The organism is Prosthecobacter fusiformis, from assembly GCF_004364345.1.
Classification (GTDB): Bacteria; Verrucomicrobiota; Verrucomicrobiia; order Verrucomicrobiales; family Verrucomicrobiaceae; genus Prosthecobacter; species Prosthecobacter fusiformis.
Genome location: NZ_SOCA01000001.1, coordinates 90,994 through 110,573 on the forward strand (window position 1 = coordinate 90,994; position 19,580 = coordinate 110,573).

Annotated in this window: 10 protein-coding genes; 7 read left to right on the forward strand and 3 right to left on the reverse strand. The window is 51.0% G+C overall.

Features of this window, described 5'->3' with window-relative positions; all coding sequences use genetic code 11:
* Window positions 1-49: 49 nt before the first annotated feature.
* Window positions 50-1,423 carry an arylsulfatase gene (locus EI77_RS00315; protein ID WP_166646926.1) on the reverse strand — a complete coding sequence of 458 codons (1,374 nt, stop codon included), beginning with the start codon at window positions 1,421-1,423 and terminating at the stop codon, window positions 50-52.
* 38 nt (window positions 1,424-1,461) lie between these two features.
* Window positions 1,462-2,898, reverse strand: a complete 1,437-nt coding sequence (locus EI77_RS00320; RefSeq protein ID WP_208300227.1) for an alkaline phosphatase D family protein — start codon at window positions 2,896-2,898, stop codon at window positions 1,462-1,464.
* Between the two features lie 187 nt (window positions 2,899-3,085).
* Here EI77_RS00320 and EI77_RS00325 point away from each other — a divergent pair, with 187 nt between their 5' ends.
* The 7 genes from EI77_RS00325 (at window position 3,086) to EI77_RS00355 (ending at window position 14,808) form a co-directional block, all read left to right on the forward strand.
* Entirely contained in the window at window positions 3,086-3,634 is a 549-nt protein-coding gene (locus tag EI77_RS00325; RefSeq protein WP_133792768.1) for a peroxiredoxin, read from the forward strand.
* A 489-nt stretch (window positions 3,635-4,123) separates the two neighbouring features.
* Window positions 4,124-4,930 (forward strand): CHAT domain-containing protein, encoded by an 807-nt coding sequence (locus EI77_RS00330; protein WP_133792769.1) that lies wholly within the window; start codon window positions 4,124-4,126, stop codon window positions 4,928-4,930.
* A gap of 4 nt (window positions 4,931-4,934) precedes the next feature.
* Window positions 4,935-6,134, forward strand: coding sequence for an SIR2 family protein (locus tag EI77_RS00335; RefSeq protein WP_133792770.1), 1,200 nt, complete (start codon window positions 4,935-4,937; stop codon window positions 6,132-6,134).
* A gap of 5 nt (window positions 6,135-6,139) precedes the next feature.
* Window positions 6,140-11,251: an nSTAND1 domain-containing NTPase gene (locus EI77_RS00340; RefSeq protein ID WP_133792771.1), complete on the forward strand. Its 5,112-nt coding sequence runs from the start codon at window positions 6,140-6,142 to the stop codon at window positions 11,249-11,251.
* 16 nt (window positions 11,252-11,267) lie between these two features.
* Complete coding sequence (locus EI77_RS00345; protein ID WP_166646927.1) at window positions 11,268-11,981, forward strand: pyroglutamyl-peptidase I family protein; 714 nt, start codon at window positions 11,268-11,270, stop codon at window positions 11,979-11,981.
* A 98-nt stretch (window positions 11,982-12,079) separates the two neighbouring features.
* Window positions 12,080-13,933 (forward strand): caspase family protein, encoded by a 1,854-nt coding sequence (locus tag EI77_RS00350; RefSeq protein ID WP_279586890.1) that lies wholly within the window; start codon window positions 12,080-12,082, stop codon window positions 13,931-13,933.
* Window positions 13,930-14,808, forward strand: a complete 879-nt coding sequence (locus EI77_RS00355) for an alpha/beta hydrolase (protein ID WP_133792774.1) — start codon at window positions 13,930-13,932, stop codon at window positions 14,806-14,808. Before EI77_RS00350 ends, EI77_RS00355 begins: the two co-directional genes overlap by 4 nt.
* Window positions 14,809-14,989: 181 nt before the next feature.
* On the opposite strand, the gene EI77_RS00360 is transcribed toward EI77_RS00355, so the two are convergent.
* Window positions 14,990-19,537: a GAF domain-containing protein gene (locus EI77_RS00360; protein ID WP_133792775.1), complete on the reverse strand. Its 4,548-nt coding sequence runs from the start codon at window positions 19,535-19,537 to the stop codon at window positions 14,990-14,992.
* Window positions 19,538-19,580 lie beyond the last annotated feature (43 nt).

A 19,580-nucleotide genomic window follows, 5' to 3' on the forward strand; every position in this document is an offset into this window, starting at 1 on the left:
AAGGGTATAGGATCATTCGGTTCATAGGAACAAAACAGTGGCGGTCATGTCAGTGTTTCTTCTTTTTCTTCTCCTTCTTTGCCAAAGGAAACTCGGAAGATTCCATCCGTGATTCCATCATCAGCTTTTCAAGTTCGGCCACCTTCTCAGGCATGCTCGTTGCCAGATCCGTCGTCTCGCCGATGTCTTTGCTCAGATCATAAAGTTCGATGGGAGCGTTCGGTGCCCGGCGATAAATTTTCCAATCCCCTTTCCTCAGAGCCTGCTGCGGAGCCGCCTCCCAGTAAAACACCTCGCGTTTCTCCTGCTCCGCATCCTTGCCAAGCAGCGTCGGTAAAATGGAGCGGCCATCCCCCTTCACCGCTTCAGCGCCGGACACCTCGGCAAAAGTAGGCATCATATCCGCAAAGTCAGAAACCAATTTGCTCTCGGCTCCCGCTTTAATCTTGCCAGGCCAGCGCGCAATGAATGGCACACGAATGCCACCTTCATACAGCTTGAACTTCAAGTCACGCAACGGCCCATTGCTATCGAAGAACTCTGGGGCTGATCCACCGGCTGTGATCGGGCCATTGTCACTGGAGAACATGACCAGTGTATTGTCCGCAATTTTAAGTTCATCCAGCAGATCCAAGATGCGCCCGATATCGCGATCCATCCGTGTAATCATGGCGGCGCGCACGGCACGGGGCTGATCCTGCGGGCAATAAGTCTTGCTGCCGGGGAAGGTCTTGGGTTCCGGCCACTTGCCGCGATACTCCGCCAGCGAATCCTCCGGCACGGCCATCTCCGCATGAGGAATGGTCAGGGCTGCATAGAAGAAAAAAGGTCCGTCTTTGTGACGCCGGATAAAGTCCAGCGACTGCTCTGCAAACAGATCATGCGAATACACCTTTCGCTGTCCGTCCTTGTTCTCAGGAATCTCCATTCGTTGACCATCCTTCCACAGATGATCGGGGTAATATGAATGTGCCAGAGTCTGATCCAGGTAGCCGAGAAACTCATCCATACCCTTCACCCACGGAGCACCCGTGGTTTCCTGCTGCCCCAGCGCCCACTTGCCCACACCACCCGTGGCATACCCGGCTTTTTTCATCATCTGCGAAATCGTAAAATCCTCCGGCAACAGCGGCAGATCACTGTTCGCGCGGATACGACCATGCCCGGCATGCTTCCCCGTGAAAAGCACACAGCGCGATGGATGACAGGAAGGTGCCCCCGCATAATGCTGAATGAAACGGATGCCCTGCGCCGCCATCTTATCCAGCCGGGGCGTATTCGTGAGCTTCTGCCCATAGCTCCCCAGGTCACCATATCCCAGGTCATCCGCCAGGATGTAAATGATGTTAGGCGGCGCAGCCTTCACAGGCGCGATAATCAGAGTCACCGCAAAAAGCATCAGGCAATGGAGGATAGGTTTCATGATTGGATCATTAAATGTTAGGCGTAACCGCTCTGGATTCATTGCACCTTTGTCACGGTATTCATCACCTTGCCCGTATCGTCATAATGTATGATCTCCAGCTTGGCACCGTCTCCACCATCATGCCCTGATTTGACCAGGATAAACCCACCCGTGGCCTTTGGATACGTATAGGGCTGTTTGATCAAAGCCTCAGGATCGGTGCCTTTCTTGGAACCAGGTTCCACCCCAATGCGCGAGTTTTCATCATTCAGAGCCCCACAGGCAAACTCCTCAAAACCGCTGGGATGAATGCTATGATACTGCCAGTGACGATCCCCGCAAAAGGTCATGAAGCCAGTGATGCTCTCCTCCTTCAGCCAAGCAAAGAAGGCATCCGCCTCATGACGAAAGCCACCCAGGTTCGCATGGTTGTCCGTTTTATAGGCATCATCAGGACCCACCATCGGCGTGGGGCTGATCAGCAGCTTCCAGGTAGCATCGCTTTCCTTGAGGGTACGCTGAAGCCATTCCCGCTGCTCCTTCCCCCACAGGCTCTTGTCCGGCCCGTCCTCCATTTTGTTAGGCGAGCGATGGTCACGTCCTTCCGTCAGCCAGATTTGCAAATGTTTGCTCACCCGGTGTGTGCGGTACGTCGGGGATGTGCGGTCACCCGCAGCATGGATGGGCATTTGCTCGCGAAACACCTCGATCCCCGTCTGCGGCATCGGCATCCGGTCACCGCTGTTGTCTCCGTCATTGAAACGGAAATCATGATCATCCTTGGACCAGTAGGCAGGCGTGCAGGCAAAAAAATCCACCAGCCGAGGAAAACGGAACTGCTCATGCCAGCACTCGCGGAGCTGCGGCAGGGTGCGCGCCGGACCGTTCATGATGTTATCATAATAAACGATGTCTCCCGTGCCGATAAAGAAATCCGGCTTCAGACTGACCAGGACTTTGAAGGATGGATAACCGAGACGCTTGTCTTCCTCCGAGGCCGAGATGACCGCACCGGTCTTGACCTTCTTCCCCTCCATGAACTTATGATAGTTCATGCAACTGCCAATGGCGAAGGTCACAGCCCGCGCAGAGTCGCCACCCGGAAGCGTCCTAAACTCGCAGGCTGGCCCGGACTTCGCACCCTTCTCATCATCACCCACCACCGCCCGGAAATAATAGAGCTCCCCGCTCTTGAGTCCCAAAAGCTGCGCACGCACAATGAAGTCACTCTCCTCCGTGGCAGACATCCATTCCGTTCGGCTGGCATCACTGAAGTCAGGCTTCACACCATATTCAAAACAGGCCACTCCACGGATACCTGGCACATCCCCTTTCTCATTCAGTTCCGGTCCCGCAATGGCCGTGAGGCGCGTTTGCAAAAGGACTGTCGAATCTGTGACTTCACCAGACATGCAACCCTGGGCCATGAACACATCCGCTCGCACCAGGGAACTCAGGCTAATCAGACAAAAGAGAGCAAAATTCAGTTTCATGCAGCGCCCACTAACGTCAGGAAGTTGGTAACCTTGCGAACAGCTTTGCAGCCGCCCAGGATCCCCCACTCGCTCCCAGGGATCACTCGGAAAAATGCTCCGCTGCATAGCGTGAGGCACTCCTGGAAATTCCACGTCATCACTGATTTAGGGCATCTGATCCCTACCCATACACGTTTATTTGCCGATGAATTCACAGCCCACTCCCGGAACCCTTGCTCCAGACTTTGATGCCGCCGTCGTTGGCGGGAGTTACCCCGAAGGCACCCGACTCAAGCTCAGTGATCTTAGAGGCCAAACCATCGTCCTTTATTTTTACCCGAAAGACGACACCCCCGGCTGCACCAAGCAAGCCTGCGCACTCCGCGATGGCTGGTCCGAAATCAGCAGCAAGACCACCGTCTTCGGGGTCAGCATCGACAGCATCAAGAGCCACGAAAAGTTCATCAAAAAATACTCTTTGCCCTTCCCTATCCTGAGCGATGAAGACCAGTCCATCGTCAATGCCTACGGCGTCTGGGTGGAAAAAAGCATGTATGGCAATACCTACTTTGCCCTTTTGCCATCATGGCCTCGTGGTGAAACTGCCCTCGATATTCCAGTCCGAACACAGCGTACGCGGATATCCAACGAATCCGCAGACGCTTGGGGAGCATGTCAAAAAACGCCGGTTGGACCTTGGCTTGAGGCAGATCGACGCCGCTCAGATGATCGGGATCTCGCCCTGCGTTCTTGAGCTCTGGGAACGGGAACGCCGCTCACCATGCGGAACCGATTGGCAACTGGTCATCAAATTTTTGGGCCATGACGCACGACCAGTCCCCGAAACTCTCGGAGCTTGGCTCATATGGTTTCGGAACCTCATCGGATCTGATCAGCGAAAGTTTGCGGAGTTGCTGCAAGTTGATCCACGCCGCCTTCGGTCTTGGGAACACGAACGCGAGCCCATTGGTCCAAGACATCTTTCCCAGCTCCGAAGATTCGCAAATGAGTTTGGCGTACTGTTCATCTGGTGACATTGCCGTTAAAAATCTGCGGCAGAGTATGGCTGACACCGACCAGAGGCCCGGCGAAGGTTAAGAAGATACGGGGCAGGCAGTGCAGGTTGGGTGAGGGGATATGCTATGGACGATTAATTTCAGATGCACGAATTTCTTGCAATATACCGAGCATTATAGGATTGAATTAGCAGTTGCCCTTTTAGGATTATACCGATCATACTCTTATGAGTTCCAGAATTCTTCCTGTCGGATCTAAAATCATGTTTGTCACTGCTGCACCGGAAGGAGAAACGCCACTGCAAACAGGACGCGAGCAGAACGCCATTATGCGAGCTGTGGGCGGACACTTCCAACTAGAATCGATTTTTGCAGCCAATCCAGCCGATTTAGTACATCAAATTGCTATACACCGTCCTCAGGTGATCCACTTTGCTGGACACGGTACTGGCAAGGAGGGGCTGTTATTCGAGGGGAGAAGTGGTGAGAGCATCCTGCTCACATGGAAGGCACTCAACCAACTGTTGGCAGCAAAGGAATTGATGGCCAGCGTCCAGCTCATAGTGCTGAACGCTTGTTGGTCCATCTCTCAGGCTAAAGAGATTTCGGCGGCGGGACCGGATGCGGTGGGCATGAAACGAGACGTACTTGATACACTAGCTGTAGCTTTCGCCGATTCATTCTATCAGACTTTACGTTCACTCTCACCTGCAGGTGCTTGTGCAGCTGCCATCGCGGCAGTTCAGGGCATGGGATTGGAGGAAGCTGATTCCCCGGTTTTCTGTCCTGGGACCGCGCCGCTGGTAGCTAGTTTGAACGCAGTTCCTTCGATCCGCGAACAGGTGGATGAGCGCTGGCCCGGCTTGGAGCTAAAAGCGTTGATTGCTGATCAATTCCCCGACTATCACCGCCAGATCGTGGACACTGATTGGAAGCGCCTCAGGCTACTTCTGGACTTCATCACCTGGGTTGGTGAGCGAAATGCTATGAAGACAAAGCTAACCCAGCTCATTGCTTCGACCCCTCCTGCCTGAAGCCATGCCCAATCGTATTTTTGACACTGCAAGGATGGAGGAAATGCTCGGTAGTATCCGTGATGGGCGCTGCGTGCTGTTTCTTGGCCCGCAGGCCGCATTGTTACCTGATGGTCGCCCGGTGGAACAAGCCTTGATCAAGGTGGCGGTGGACCATCTGAAAAGGTTTGCGCCAGCGTGGGTGAACGAGAACGGAGAGGACTTTGGGAGCCTTGCCTACCTATGCCAGGCGGTGGGAACAGACCAGCGTGATGAGATTCGAGACAAGCTAGTTGGCGAACTTGCCAAGTGGAAAAAAGCCGCCACAACAGGCCCCTTCCACAACACGCTGGCGGATCTACCTTTCACCCTGATCGTTCAGGTCACGCCTGACCCCTTTATGGAGATTGCCTTGTCGGCGAAACATATCCCTCCTGGCAGACTCGCAGCGCACGCGTATGATTTTCGTGAACCCTACGAGGCAGGGAATACGGGTACGCGGCGTAACCTGCCTCACGTGGGAAGCTCCGCTGAGCCTTTGCTGTACTATCTGGGCGGACGGGCACAGAACCCGCGCTCTATCCCCTTCGCCTCCGAGGAGGAAGTAAACCACCTCGTGGCGCTGGTCAGGGAGCAGCCGCCCTTGCCCCTGGCGCTTACTGAGGCGCTAAGGGATGGTGGCGATAATCACCGCTCGGCACTTTTCGTGGGCTTCGAGTTTGGAGCGTGGCAGACACGCTTTTTGCTGCGTGGACTCTACACGCAAGTGGCTCGTCCCTACAGGGCGGTGTCCACATCCCTTGAGCAGGCATGCAAGCGAGCACCTTCAAAAGAAGATGAGGAGTTTCTCTGGGCTGCCTACCGTGTTGTTTTCGCCGATAAGGCCCCCATCGACTTCGCCAAGGCACTGCGAGATGACTGGACAAAGTTCAATCAGACCACGCCTCCGCCTGCGCAAACTGGCAGCCCCGTTAATCAAGGTAAGGTTGTGGAGTTCATCGTGTACCATGTACCCTCCGACGATCTGCTGCTGATCGCTCAAAGCATAACAGAATTCTGGAGGGAGCATCACCCTGCCTTCGAAAGTTACAAGACAAGCAAACGAGCACGCGAGCTTGTCACCTTCATGAGCGAATTGAAGCGGTTACCCGATTTGCTCACACGCATTCGAGAACGCGTCCCCACTGATTTCTCTGCCAGCGAACCCACCTTCTACACCTTCTGAGCGTCATGGACACCGCACTTCCAGCGCCCAAGTCTGCTGACACTCCTCTCACAGTTAAAGTGCACCGCTATCCGGGCACCCGAGCCTTTCAAGACAAGGAGCTTGACCGCCGCCTCTTCACTGGGCGGGACACAGAGATTCGAGAGCTGTGCCAACGCATCTTGAGTCATCGCATCGTAGTCCTCTACGCAACCTCGGGCACGGGCAAATCCTCCCTATTGAAAGCGGGTGTCTTTCCCGAGCTGCGGGCTCGTGGATATCTGCCACTGGATGTGCGCTTTGACTTCTCGAAGGAGTGCACCTTGGGAACGCAGTTGGACAAGGAAGTCCGGCGTGAGTGTGCTCGTCCCGAGCAAGCTGCTACCTTGATCGATGCGCCGTCCGACAGCCCCACCTTTGAGCATTACTTTGATCAGGCCGAGTTCTGGGGAACACGCGGCCCGATGGTTCCAGTGCTAGTACTCGACCAGTTCGAGGATGTCTTCAAGCGTCACAAGGACCCAAAAATTGCCAAGCAGATCGCCCAGGCCCAGGCGGTCCTTTTTAAGGAAATTGCTAGCCTAATCACATCGCCGCGCGACATGCGGCTAGTGCTCTCCTTGCGCGAAGATGCGATAGGCACGCTGCTTGCCATGGGTCACGAGATTCCGGGCCTCACCCATCACAATCTGCAACTCCTGCCGCTCTCGGCAGAAAACGCCATTGAGGCGATTAAACTGCCTGCCACAAAAGATTTCGGCAAGTACAATGCTCTCTACACCCCCCCCTTTGAATGCGATGATGATGCTGTTCGCCCACTCACGAACTGGCTCGCGGAGAAGTCACGTGCCGTGATCAAAGACACTATGCGCGGGGAGGGGGGCGGAGTGGAAACCTTCGTTCTGCAGATCTTCTGCGAGCACATTGAGGCTCACGCGATCCGCGAGATAGCAGCAGGTCGCACTGGGACTTTCACCACAGCACTGTTTGAAGGCAAGGGAAAGAAAGAAGCCGTGCTTCGTGACTATTACCATGGCAAGCTTCTTCGCTTTCTTGTCAGTCGCACCCAGGAAGAGGCAGACAAGCTGGATCTACAGCAGTTGGAAAACAGGTGGTTGCTCCCGCGTCTTGCGAATAGATTCATGTTCAATCCGATGAGGTCGTGGCGCGTGCTCAATCTCCTGGAACGCGACCTTCTCACCAGCGATGGTGGGCGGCGGCCCGCCCGCCGTGATGAAATCATGCGTCTCCGGGGGCTGCAGGAGTGGGAAGTGGTTTGGCTAGAAGCCCAGCGTCTTGTGCGTTCAGAACCCTTTGGCGGCCAAAATTTACTCAACCTTAGCCATGATCAACTCGCGGCGGCGATTCACGAAAGGAGCCTGTTACGCTTCGTCCGGCGTCAGCTTTACGTAGGGATCACCATCACTGTCGCCTTTGCTCTCTGCATTGTTGCTGCTTTATGGGTTCATGCTGCACAGATAGATGCTGCTAAGGAACGCATACGTGCCGATCATGAGTTTGCGCTCCGCACTGCTGCTGCGGAAGCAGCGTTGGAGCGAGCTGGAGAGCAAACCGGGATGAACGCCCTGGCAACGCTCGCAGCGGCCGTGAAGACCCTGCCCAGTGATGATACTGCGTTCTTCCATCTCGTGGATGCAGCGATGTCCGAGGGCATCTCCATTCCTCTCGGCTACAGGCAACTTGTTAAAGACCCGGGTGCATTCGATAACGGGAGGAAGACTGAAATTCTCCCCGACGTAGATGGAAACCACTTCGGCCATTTACGTGGTGCTAAGTTGGAAGTCATCTCCCTTTTAGGTAGCGATGAACCTCGTATGATCCATATTCCTCCAGACCTCAGCAAGGCCAGCTTTGCACTAGGTAATGGTGGTAAAGCGGTTGTAGCCATCAACAAGCGTTCTGCGACAAAGGCAGCACCCGGCATCGGGCCTTCCGAACGACCAGTGACTGGTAAAAAAATGGATCTGCACATCCATCAGAACGGTATCTTGCCCTGGCCGAAGACTGAGCTACCGCCCATCAGCGGGGATCTCCACGAGCTTATGCTCAGTCCACGAGCCCATTGGTTGATTATGGCAGATCGCAAGAAAAAGAACCTCCTATGCTGTGATCTTCAAGGGCATCCTCTACCCCTTCCCCTGGGTAAAAAAGCTGGCGATGTCCGATGGCTGTGCTTTCCAAAGCAAGACGACATTGTAGTTGCAGCTATATATGATTCAGGAGCTGCTCCAGATTCTGAATTTCAGAGCACATCGGCCTTTGTAAAGCGAGGGGATAACTCTGAGTGGTTACCCCTAAAACTGAAAGATGTCCGCGTTGCCGAATTCAGCATGAACGGCGGCTGGCTGGCAGTTGTTCATGGCCATGAAATAAGCTTTTTTTCGCGCACAAACCTAAATCAAGACACATCACTAGCAACTACGCAGACATTCCCTCTTAGACAGATACTTCCAGTGGAAAAGGAGGAGCCGCGCACACTGAATATTCAAACGCTCACATTTTTTGAGAATGATCAGCGCATGATTGTTAGCGGAAGAATGAGATCTGAACTCGATTATACCTATACCGATGAGCTTTATTATTTTAGCTTGAGAAACGAAAAGTGGCAGGTTGATTTTAGCACCCAGACTCAGAAGAGAGACGAGGAGTCCGATCTCAGCTCAACCAAACTTAGAGACCTCCTTATACGTCGTATAGAAGAAAGCACCACTCAACTTGACCGCCCGACTCGCTGGCAGTTCGATCCCTCTGGACGTTGGGCCTCTACTCCGACTCAAATCATCGATCTTTTGGGCGACAGAAGCCCACCATTTAGCTACCCTTGGCAAAGCATTCAGTTGGAGGAAGAAGATAGGCGCCCACGGATGCCCCCTAATCTTGGCAATTGGCTGTCCCCCACCTTAGCGCCCCCCCCATTGCTACGGTTACTGGAACCTAGCGGTGCATATGCAGATTGGCGTTTGGGCAGCGTCCCCATACTGCGCCCATCCCTCCGACTGTTAGGTAAACCAGAACGCAAAGCACGAATAGCTCCTGATAGAGCCTGCTTGATCGTTTGGGACGAAGACAGACGCTGGACTGGGACGGCAAACATACAAGATCAAAGTGCCCCTAGTCCAGGCATTATTCTACCCGAAGGATGGACAGTCCTAAATATTACGGCAGCCAAGTACCTTTTAGCCTACTCGGAATCCAGTAACAGTCTACAAGTGTGGGATGTGGCAATACCGGAGGCACCACTCTTCAAAGAAGAAATTAAGCTCTCTACAGACATAAATATCCAACCCAGTCGCGACAACGCATTGGTCAATGTCGCAGGAGACCGCATCTTCATTGCAGATACTCTATCGAGGCTTTTTTGGCAGTTCGCTTTTGCCTCAAAAACCTGGACGTCACAGCCAGCAGAGCGTGTGCTCGACCTGCCTCATGGATGGATCTTACAATCCCACACTACTGAATCTGAAGACGAGGATAGCCTTGCCAGTTCGATGGAGTACAAAGCGAGCATTGCCAAAGCCAGCACTCCAGACAAACCACTACATGTCAATCTGCGAAGCGGTTACACTCATTTAAAGGTTACACCCGATGGTCGTGGGTTGATAATTGTTTATCCGGAAACAAGCAAGTCCACTTCTGGCCGGAGGAACTCACAACTATTACTCAGGCACTATGAACTGACTCCTGATGAAGGACTAAAGGATCCGCAAGAATGGCTCCTTAACGGGGATGCCGAAGTAGATGACATAATGACTTCTCCGGACTTGCGCTGGTGCACTGCACTCATAAATGGCTCCACGCCTAAAATGTGGGACCTACGACTCCCTGCCAGCAATCAAAATAATGGCCGACCAGCGCTGCCCTTGGGAGAATGGAGCATCGGCAGCGACCAATACTACTTCAACGAAAATATTACCAAGCGGAAGGTCGCCATTATCCCTGAACGGCATGAACTGGTCATCGAAGGCGAGGACAAGGTATTCCATATACCTTTCTCAGAGTGGCGTCCTGGCACGACTCCAGAAGAGCTTGCTGATCGCATAAATTTCGCTGACCTAGTCTCCACTCTCACCAGTGAACAAGAGTTTCGCACCTCTATGCGTAGAAGTGGAGCCATCAGCAAAAAAATCATACCAGGCGAAGTCTTGCTTGAGCGCTATGGCAAAGACATGAGCAACCAAAGTCTAGCCAAAGTCACGGCTTGGCTCATGAATGGCGGTTCGGTGCGCGAGCATCCCTTCACGACTCGGCCTATTGGTGACTGGATCGCCGAACGCCTGACCGCAGAAACCATCGATGATACGATACAAGCATATAGAGCCTCGCCCAGTGATCCAAAAGTATTGCGTGCTCTAGGCAAGCTCTTGTTTAAAGAATCAGGCCATCAGTCCAGCTTTACCTCTGAGGCTTGCTTTACTTTTGCCAGAGAAAACTCTTCAGCCAGTGAGCACGCCGAGATTGACGCGGAGTGGGCTCAAGTATCCCAACACGGGGCCCTGCTCTTACTCGATAAGATCTTTCAAGGCACCGAATACTCTTCTTTCAGGACTTACAGTAAAATGAAGGTTCTGCAGCAAGTGCAGAAGAGGCTGGGCAGTCTTGGTTACTATCAAGGTGCGCCTGACGGCCGGACAGATAGTTTGAATCATGCCGCGATTGTTCAATGGCAGGCCTCCCGAGGTCAGCCGCCCACAGGATTGTTGTCAACGAATGACATAAAACAATTAGGAATGAATAATTTACTGGAGCAACATGCACCTGCCCTCGGCGGAAAGTGGCTTGGCACTTATTATTATGGGACCGATGAATCAGCTGCACAAAAACCGGTCGAGTTTAAGCTTACTATCCAGAACAATCACGGTGACTCTTGGTTCACAGGTATTTACACAGAGCCATACTCTGGCTTCGGATCTCGTGGGCCTGACGGGCAGATGCATGGCTTAGTGTCAGGCTCTATCATTGATGAAAATGGCAAGATGAAAATTCAATTCAACAAGACTTACCGTTATTTTCACCAACCTCCTATAGTTTACGAGGGCACGCTCAATCCAGATACAGGCAAAGCCTATGGCAATTGGGGCGGTAAGCGAGGAACGTTTACCTTGGAACGACAGCCTTAACATCAGTCAGCCTGCCATGAAACACATTTGGATCATCACTCTCTTCGGTCTTGTGAGCTGCCACAGACCTTCCCTGACTGAGCTTCCGCAACAAGGCAGCGCGATGCAGGGACGGATCATCGTTTCCGGTTTCGAACCTTTTGACGGAAGGAGGAGGAATGCGTCTTATCAAATAGCCCAACTAGTCGCAAAAGCCGGGACGGGGCGAGATATCACCGTTTTGGAAGTTCCCGTTCACTGGGGCGCACCAGAAAAGGCTCTGGCCTCGCAAAAGGCGAGGCCATGGACCCTGTGGCTAGCCTTCGGAGAAGGCACTAACATCTTCCAGATTGAAACTGTCGCAAACAATAGGCGTATCAACACGGAGGATAACAACGATCAAAAGCCGTCTCAAGCGCAGATGATAAAAGGTGCGCCAGAAAAGCTAACCTCTCTCTTCCCTGCAGCTGCATTATGTGACGCCTTAGTTAAACGGGGTCTGCCCGTCCGCGTCTCCGTCGAAGCGGGAAATTACCTCTGTGAAGAAATGTTATTCAACCTCCTACACTCTCAGGCAGAGGTGCCTGGTCCGGCACCCGTAGTCCTCTTTATTCACACGCCGGTGCTCGGAGCCAAAGTCAAGATGCCTGATGGCAGCGAGCGCCTGATGAACGAAGATCTCTTGGGGAAATTCGCTGCCGCTATTCTTCCGGCTATCGAGGAGTCGCTGCTAAACTCAGTTGAACCTTAAGCACGCCAAGCGAAAATCACCCTTGCTATCATGAATGATTTGCTTAACGTTACCAACTGAATGTCACGTATGTGGAGTCATAATGATTGTTTACAAAGATGAAGCGGGCAGCCATCATCATCGGTGTCGACAGGACCGGAGGCATGCCCCCCCTGAGAGACGCTGCCAAAGGTGCCCGACGTTTTGAAGACTGGGCACTGAGCCAAAAATTTGATTCTATACATGTTTTCACCGACGAGGACGACAGCGTCGTGGAAGTGGGGGCAATTAAGAGGGCCATCAAAAAGATGGTTGATACTGGCACCTTTGAGCAACTTGTGATCTATTTCGCGGGCCATGGCGTGAACATCGGCTATGGCGAGTATTGGTTGCTATCTGACGCGCCTGGAGACCCACAGGCGGCAGTCAATATCCGCAGCAGTACATGGCAGGCCGAATACTCCGGCATTCCACACACCATCTTCATTTCCGATGCCTGCCGTACAGCTGCTGAAGGAGGAACAACCCAGAGGGTGACTGGCAGTGAAATTTTTCCTAACGACGGAGTCGGTGGGTTAGCAAAGCCAGTAGATATTTTTTATGCCTGTACGTTGGGACGTCCGGCACTTGAGATCCGGGATCGGAATGTGGCGGCAGGCGCATTTACAGCTTTGTATACCAGTGCATTTCTTGATGTATTGCAGGGCAAGCACGCTGAACTCCTGGAATGGAAAAAGGAGGCAGGCAAGTCCGTTGCCTACGTACGACCAAGGCCGCTGAAACCTCATCTAACCGCAGAGGTACCACGTCGTATCACCCAACTCAAATTGCAGGCAACCGCGATCCAGGAGCCGGACGCGCGGATCGTTTCGGATGACACCGCCTGGATCGCACGACTTACCGAAGAGGAAGGGTTTACACCGCCTAGGCCAACAGCATTTTCAATACCCATACGGAGAAGCAATGCATATCGCGCAGGGGTGAAGCCCGCATTAGCTCCTGTCACAGCAGCTTCAGCGGCATGCATTCTGTTGCGGTCAGTGCTGAAAGACGGCATCCAAGGTATCATGACAGCCTCGGAGCCCCCGGAACTGATCACTCGACGCCGCACCCGTAGCCCGAAACTCACCACTCTCGATAAGGACTCGGTGGCATGCGTCGCTACATTGAACTCCCTAGCGAGGAAAGCTGCGATCCCATTCGGGCCACCCCATCAAGAGACCCATTGCGGCTTCAAAATTCGGGGTGCCAAATTTGTCAAAGCTTGGTGCAACGGATCAATCGCAGAGGTCATAGACCAGCCTGGTGATTTGATTCGTATGCACAATGTTCCAACCCCAAGCACTAGCGTTCTACTGGAGTTGGAGAATGGAACAGGCATGTTGCTGCCAGCCATTCCCGGATTCCTCGCCGGTCTCACGGTAGAGGATGGGGAATTGATAGACGTAGCCTATGAACCCTCCGATAACACCTCACGTTGGGATACTTACCGCCAACACGCTGCAGATCTGCGGGCACTTCGTGCGGTAGCTTCATCTGCTACCCGGAGCGGTGTGTTTCGGCTGGAGAATGAAGACGCACTGGAAATCATGCATCGGATGCAGCATTTCAAAAGTGTTGATCCCTCGCTAGCCATCTATGCCACCTATGCCTATCATGACATTCGTCTCCGCGAGCTCATCCAGCAAATAAGCAATTCTATGAGGGACGATCTTGGAGCCCGCTTGTTCGATATTGCCTTGCTTGCTGGTGAACTTCACAAAGTCCAAATCGGCGCATCCAAAGATCAGGCTCTCATCTCCCCATTCCCTCTGCTCGCTCAAGGTTGGGCACTCCTCGCCGCCCAGGCAGTTACCTTGCCGGACGCCCTCAAGGACATTCAATGCTCCCTCCTGCCTTCGGTCTGGACGCTGTTTAACCCCGAAGGAGTGAGAAAAATCCAAACTGCCATAGAACAACGAGAAATTATATGAAACGTAAGCTCATTTTCATCCACGGTCGGTCACAGCAATTCAAAGACTCCATCCAGCTGAAAGCCGAATGGATTTCTGCATGGAAAAAAGGCCTCAAATTGAATGGCCTGGAATTGCCCATGGAGGAAACAGATATCGCCTTCCCCTATTATGGTCAGACTCTCCATGACCTAGTAGAAAGATCCCCAGAAGTCGCTGAAATTATCATACGAGGTGCCGAAGAAGATGCCGCCAAGAAAGCGTTCGTCCGATCCGTCATCGAAGAGATCAAAAAGGCCAAGATCACCGATGAGCAGCTCGAAACGATCGTCGGCAGCGACGTAGTTGAGCGCGGCCCCCTCAATTGGCCCTGGGTCCGTGGCGTCCTACAAGCTGTCGATAAATACATCCCAGGCGGCAGTGGCAGCAGTATTGCGCTTGCCACCAACGACGTATACCAATACCTCAATAGCTCTGGCATTCGCGACTCTATTGAATCCGGCGTGCTCAAGGCCATTAGTCCCGGTATTGAGACAGTGGTCGTCAGCCACTCCCTTGGCACGGTCGTGGCCTACAACCTCTTGCGCCGTGAGGGAGAGTCCCGCGAATGGAAGGTACCACTCTTTGTAACCTTGGGATCCCCTCTCGCTGTGACTGCAATTAAAAAGGCCCTGCGTCCCATAGGCCATCCATCCTGCGTCTCTAAATGGTACAATGCTATGGACCCACGCGACATCGTGTCCCTGCGACCACTGGACGAAGATCATTTCGACATCTCCCCCTCCATCGAGAACCACCTCGAGGTCAACAATCACACCGATAATCGCCACGGCATCGCTGGCTATCTGGACGATAAACAAGTGGCCAAACGCATCTACGATGCATTGGTCGCATGACTTAAGTTGACAACTCTTCTGGGTTTTATATTTTACGGTTCATGATGTCTGTGCTGTGTTTCAGCGCACTTCGGACTTATAACTCTTGGTGCAGTTCTCAAATGCAGGCCTCCTCTCAAAGTTTCTTTTATTATTTGCAAAGAAGGAGCTCTGGCAGGAGGCCGCAGCTTATACGATCTAGTTACCGCAGAACAAATCGTGGAGCCCATACTGACGCTTTCCAGAAAGAATCTACCGATTTTGTGAAGTCGCAATCAAAGCACTTCCAGAACCATCCAGAAGTAATAGCCTGAATAGTCCAACTTTCTTGAACCAAAAGGCACTCGGAAACTAACCTTGATGAATATATGTCGCTCGGTTCTGAATAAAATTGTTGCCCAAGATTAAGCGGATCCATGATAGGTAAGGCATCTGCATATGTTTTTTTCTCTTTCGTGAAACGCAACTCCACCCGGCAAACCCTGAACCCACCCAGCCACAAAGGAAATACAACACAAGATCTAGATTTACTCACCATCACACCAGCAGAGTTGGCATGATTTTCCTTTGTATCCCAAGTCGAAGCCCAAGCCTCCCACGAATCATTAGTGGTGTTGATGACTTGACTAAAATTGTGAAGCGCAGTTCCTGAGCCATCAATTAGAGAAATATAAGGAACATTTGGAAACATTTGCTGAAGCCATTCTTCCAAAGAACGCATTATCTGAATAGTATGCTTAGCATTCCGTGCAGAGACGCCAAAAATAGCAAGGCTAAGACTTGAAAACCACAAAGACTTAACCATATCCTTTGTTATTACTCCGTTTGCAAAATCCAGTGAAATACAGCCCCGCGTTTTCCCATGCCTTCCAACCCAGACAACGGGGACAGTAATCCCGGAGGCAACTTCCTCTAGAGCGTGGACAGGACAAAGATAATGCGGAGGATTATCTTTAGCATCAAAAGAGATAACCCCCGGAGAATGATCCCCCAGTCCGATTCCAGTCATTCCATCTATGCAAAACCACCCCATGCAGCGTTGAGTTCTTGCAATCTCGTGGTCATCCCATCCCTGCCTGCGGTTCGCAATAGCATGATAAGCAAGTAATTTAAGGAACAGACTTCCATGCCCTCTTTCCACGACAATTCTTAGGCTGACATGGACAGGTTTTTGACATTCAAGCTGACTTGGTCTCCTTGCTTCAAACACCGCCACAATGTCTTGTAAGCACGAATCAAGCCACTTTCTGTTTACTGCACTTGCTCCAAGCCTTGCGGTAAGCCTCTTAAAAGCTCCTAGTTGTTGGCTATCATTCTCTAACTGGGTAGGCGGGTAATTTTCAACGATTTTATCAATTGATTGCTCTAACAACTTCCCGACTGCTCTATTTCTAGAGTTAGAAATCTGAGGCTGTTCACGATGTCGGGTGTGGCGGTCAAAAATATTGGCAACAGATTGCACTAATAAGTGAAGCATTGTCTCATCTGCTTCGACAAATGGCCTTTGGCTGTCTCCACGGACGAGTCGAACAACACCGACGACTCGACCCTTTCTAGTTACAGACGCTGCCAATATTCTTCGATGAGCAGTCCTAGTAGGAGCACCAGCCTCACGAAGGCGATTTTGAGGAATGATCCGAATCTTCCTTTCCAATCCATTCACTATACATTTAACAATCTCGCGAGCGTCGGGCACGTTGTGCTTCCGAAGACTGCATCCAATATTAGCTCCAACAAACGGAGTTATCGCTTGATACAGTGGAATACGTTTATGGTCATAAACAATCGGTTGAGGTTCCTCTAAATCATAAGCTTTGTCCCCTGGGTTTCCAATGAGACCGGAAGTCGAAACGCAGACCAATTTATTTTGAACTTTCATGAAGACCGAACACCACTCAGAATTGAGGCATTCAGAACAAACCTGCCTAATTTGCTCAAACTCATCAAAATTTTTAACACTACTTTCTTGTAGGCGCGAATAAAGAGTAGCCAATGCTATTCGAGCCTGAATTTTACGGATTGAATCAATAAATCCGCCAATTAAGGTGGCAAGTCCCGTAACGACTGCGTTTGAAAATACGTGATCAAGCGCGAAGTCACCCTGTCCCTGCTCGTGTTTAAAAGAGTACACAGTCAATACTCCTTCAACAACTTGCTCACTCGCATTAGGGGATGCTATCTCGTAGATGGGCGTTGCAATTATACGGCTAACCTCCATTCTGCCCGCTTTATTAGGGCGTCGAAACTCTTGGAAATCATCGACTGAGCCACGTAATACTCGACCATGCGCCGTATCACGAGCTATTCGTCCGACTAAGCTTTCTACGGGAAGAGTTGATTCGGCGATATATTCATAATCGAACTTGGATGTCCCTTTGACATACAAACACTCTTTTATCTGATCAAAGTGCCAGATAGTGCAACTCGCACTAGTTCCAAAACTACCAGTCTGTGCAGCAGAAGCTATCTGAGCGCATAGCTTGTTTAATAGCTCAGTTCTATCCCATTTGTGGCATTCGGGATTCCAGCCATACATTGAATGAACCCCCTCAGAGCTCCGAAGAACCTGGATCCCTGGTGCTAATGCAGCAGCGGCAGATTCAACCTCACTTACCTGAACTGCAGCAAAAGCTCCTGGGTATCTAGCCTCCAGATTCAAGACGCCAATCAACTCGAACTCCATTTCGACCGGACAGGAAGCCCCATTTGAAGCAGCGGGACTTGGGCAGTATATTGGCACCACGACCTCGGACTTTGTGGAAGGTATAGTTTTACGATAAATATAATTTGAAAGATGTGTCTCCGGCTGCACCAATTTACGGTCCTTGTCTGTAATATCACGAACGTTGTTGATCAAGTACGATTGCCCGGTTGCAGCGACGTGACCTACAATACCCTCTCCAGTCACAGCTATCTTCCTCTCGATTTTAGGATATGGTACATTAAAGGCAATATCACAAACTAATCTACGTGAACCCTCATCACTGTAGCCGTGAATTGATGGAGGATCTTTCACAATGAATAACATTCCTGCAGTTGCTCCAAACCGTTCGGTTATTGCCGCCACTTGCGCTTTCAGCCGGTCCTTGGCACTCTGAATAGCCTCCAGCTTCATTGATTCAATAAAGTTATGAGCAGATTCCAGCGGAGATAATGGAACACGACCTTGCAAATTGGCTTTGAGCTTCGCCCTCACATTGAGAAGCGCAGTATTTTTAGTTCGATCTGATTTATATGTATCCTCTTCGATAAGAAGTCTACATTTTAAGTAACAGGCTAGTGAGAGTTCTCTTTCGAGTTCTTTTAACGATACTGTAGGCTGTGGGATACCTCTTTCTTTTCTAATTCTATGAGTATTTGAAACATTTTGAACGGTCTTTCTAAATACCCTCTCAGCATGCTCAATCGCGTCCCTTCCAATTTTTACTGAATCTGATAAAGCCTTCCATTCTTGGACACTTGCGTGATCGTTTTTCGCAAGATTTAACAATCGAGAAATGCATGCCCGGTGGACTTCAGTGCAGTCATTTCGATCTAAAATATTGGAAAGAATGCGCTTAACATTCTCAGTATCAACCGGTTGATTTAATTCGCTTTGACTAGTTACCTCGTCTCTAAATTGATCGAGTAATTGAGCTATTTGATAACTTTGCGAATCAGCACTTACTGGTATAATCGGTGTTAATTTCAGCAGCGTATGATTCTGCTCTGGGTCAAAAACCCCGACTTGCGTTGCATTCGAACCAGTGCGCACTTTCATAATTAAAACTGCATCTCCTTGAGGCAGGGTTCCATGGCTTGCAGCACTCGTGAACCACCAAGGTTCTGGCCGCGCATCTGTCTTGATGGCAATTCCGCTCCCCCCAAAACGACCATCATTACAGTAGATCGTAGGGATCTGATTGGATGCCAAGTGGTCCTGGAGGGCACGAAAGTTTGCATGCTTCGAATCGTAGCTAGAAATTACTACAACGTCCGCTTCATTCATAGCCTTTGAACCCAGATATTGTAATGCTTCAGAGCAAATGAGGGGGAGAACTGTAACTTGTGATACATTTTCTCCATCTGACACACGAAGCTCGTATGTAGGTAAGTCTGGCGGGAAGTTATCAAAATGCTGGCCTATAAGTGGTGCTTCATGCGGAGAATAAACAAATTTTGGACGCAAATTCACGGAAAGTTTGAACAGATTTTTCCCCTTTCTCTTTTTTGAAGTACCGTGAATGTCTTGTATTGGGTTTAAAATATGAGGGTCAAGGCTGGTCTCTCCAAGAACCGGCATGACAGTAGTTCTTGATGAGCTGCGAGCTCGAACGCCATCAAGGACCTCGCTTGATACCCCGAGATTTTCATACTCTTCCCATGCCAGAATGCTGTCATCGAGTGCATGAGTTCCTGCGAACACCAAACAATTAAAATTTAGTCTTTTCCTCAAGCATTTTAAAAATTGCCTGGGCACCGCACCTTCAGAAAAGACTACGACATGAGGTTTAACGCTCACGTCCAAATTATTCAACCAATCCACAACTGCAGTAAGTCGTGCGCAGTGCCAGAGAAGGTATTTATTGAAGCATAGTTGCTGAAGGTCATTCACCTCCACACCAAGATTTGCGAGCGACTGTAAAATTGGCTCTTCACTCGAGAAAGGCTCTTTAAGATAGTTTACTGCACCTAAAGTAAAACACGGATGGCACTCGAGTTGTACGACTGCAATTCTTACATCGGCAATTGTTTTTGTTGTGGCATTCACTCGGCTAAAAAAACATTTTAACGCTCAGCTTACGAGACATTTT